General features: G+C 58.0%; 1 pseudogene. It reads right to left on the bottom strand.

What is annotated here, in order from left to right:
• Positions 1-238: pseudogene (locus tag AAEY83_RS18320) on the bottom strand (methyltransferase); the annotation flags it as partial.

Genomic DNA, 238 nt, shown 5'->3' on the forward strand with positions numbered 1-238 from the left:
CGCCTTGAGCTCTGTGATCTTCGCCAACAACTGCGTCGGATCAACCGGCTCGGCGCGTTTCACCGCGAGAATCATCTTGTTCTTGTTGGTGTGTTCCAGCGAAATGAATTCGAAGACTTTGGTCTCGTAACCGCACGCTTCGAGGAACAGCGCGCGCAAGCTGTCGGTGACCATTTCCGCCTGTTGGCCGAGGTGCAAGCCGTATTGCAGCATCGGCTTGAGCAGCGCCGGGCTCTGG

This window comes from Psychrobacter sp. TB20-MNA-CIBAN-0197, from assembly GCF_040309765.1.
In the GTDB taxonomy this organism is placed as follows: domain Bacteria; phylum Pseudomonadota; class Gammaproteobacteria; order Pseudomonadales; family Moraxellaceae; genus Psychrobacter; species Psychrobacter submarinus.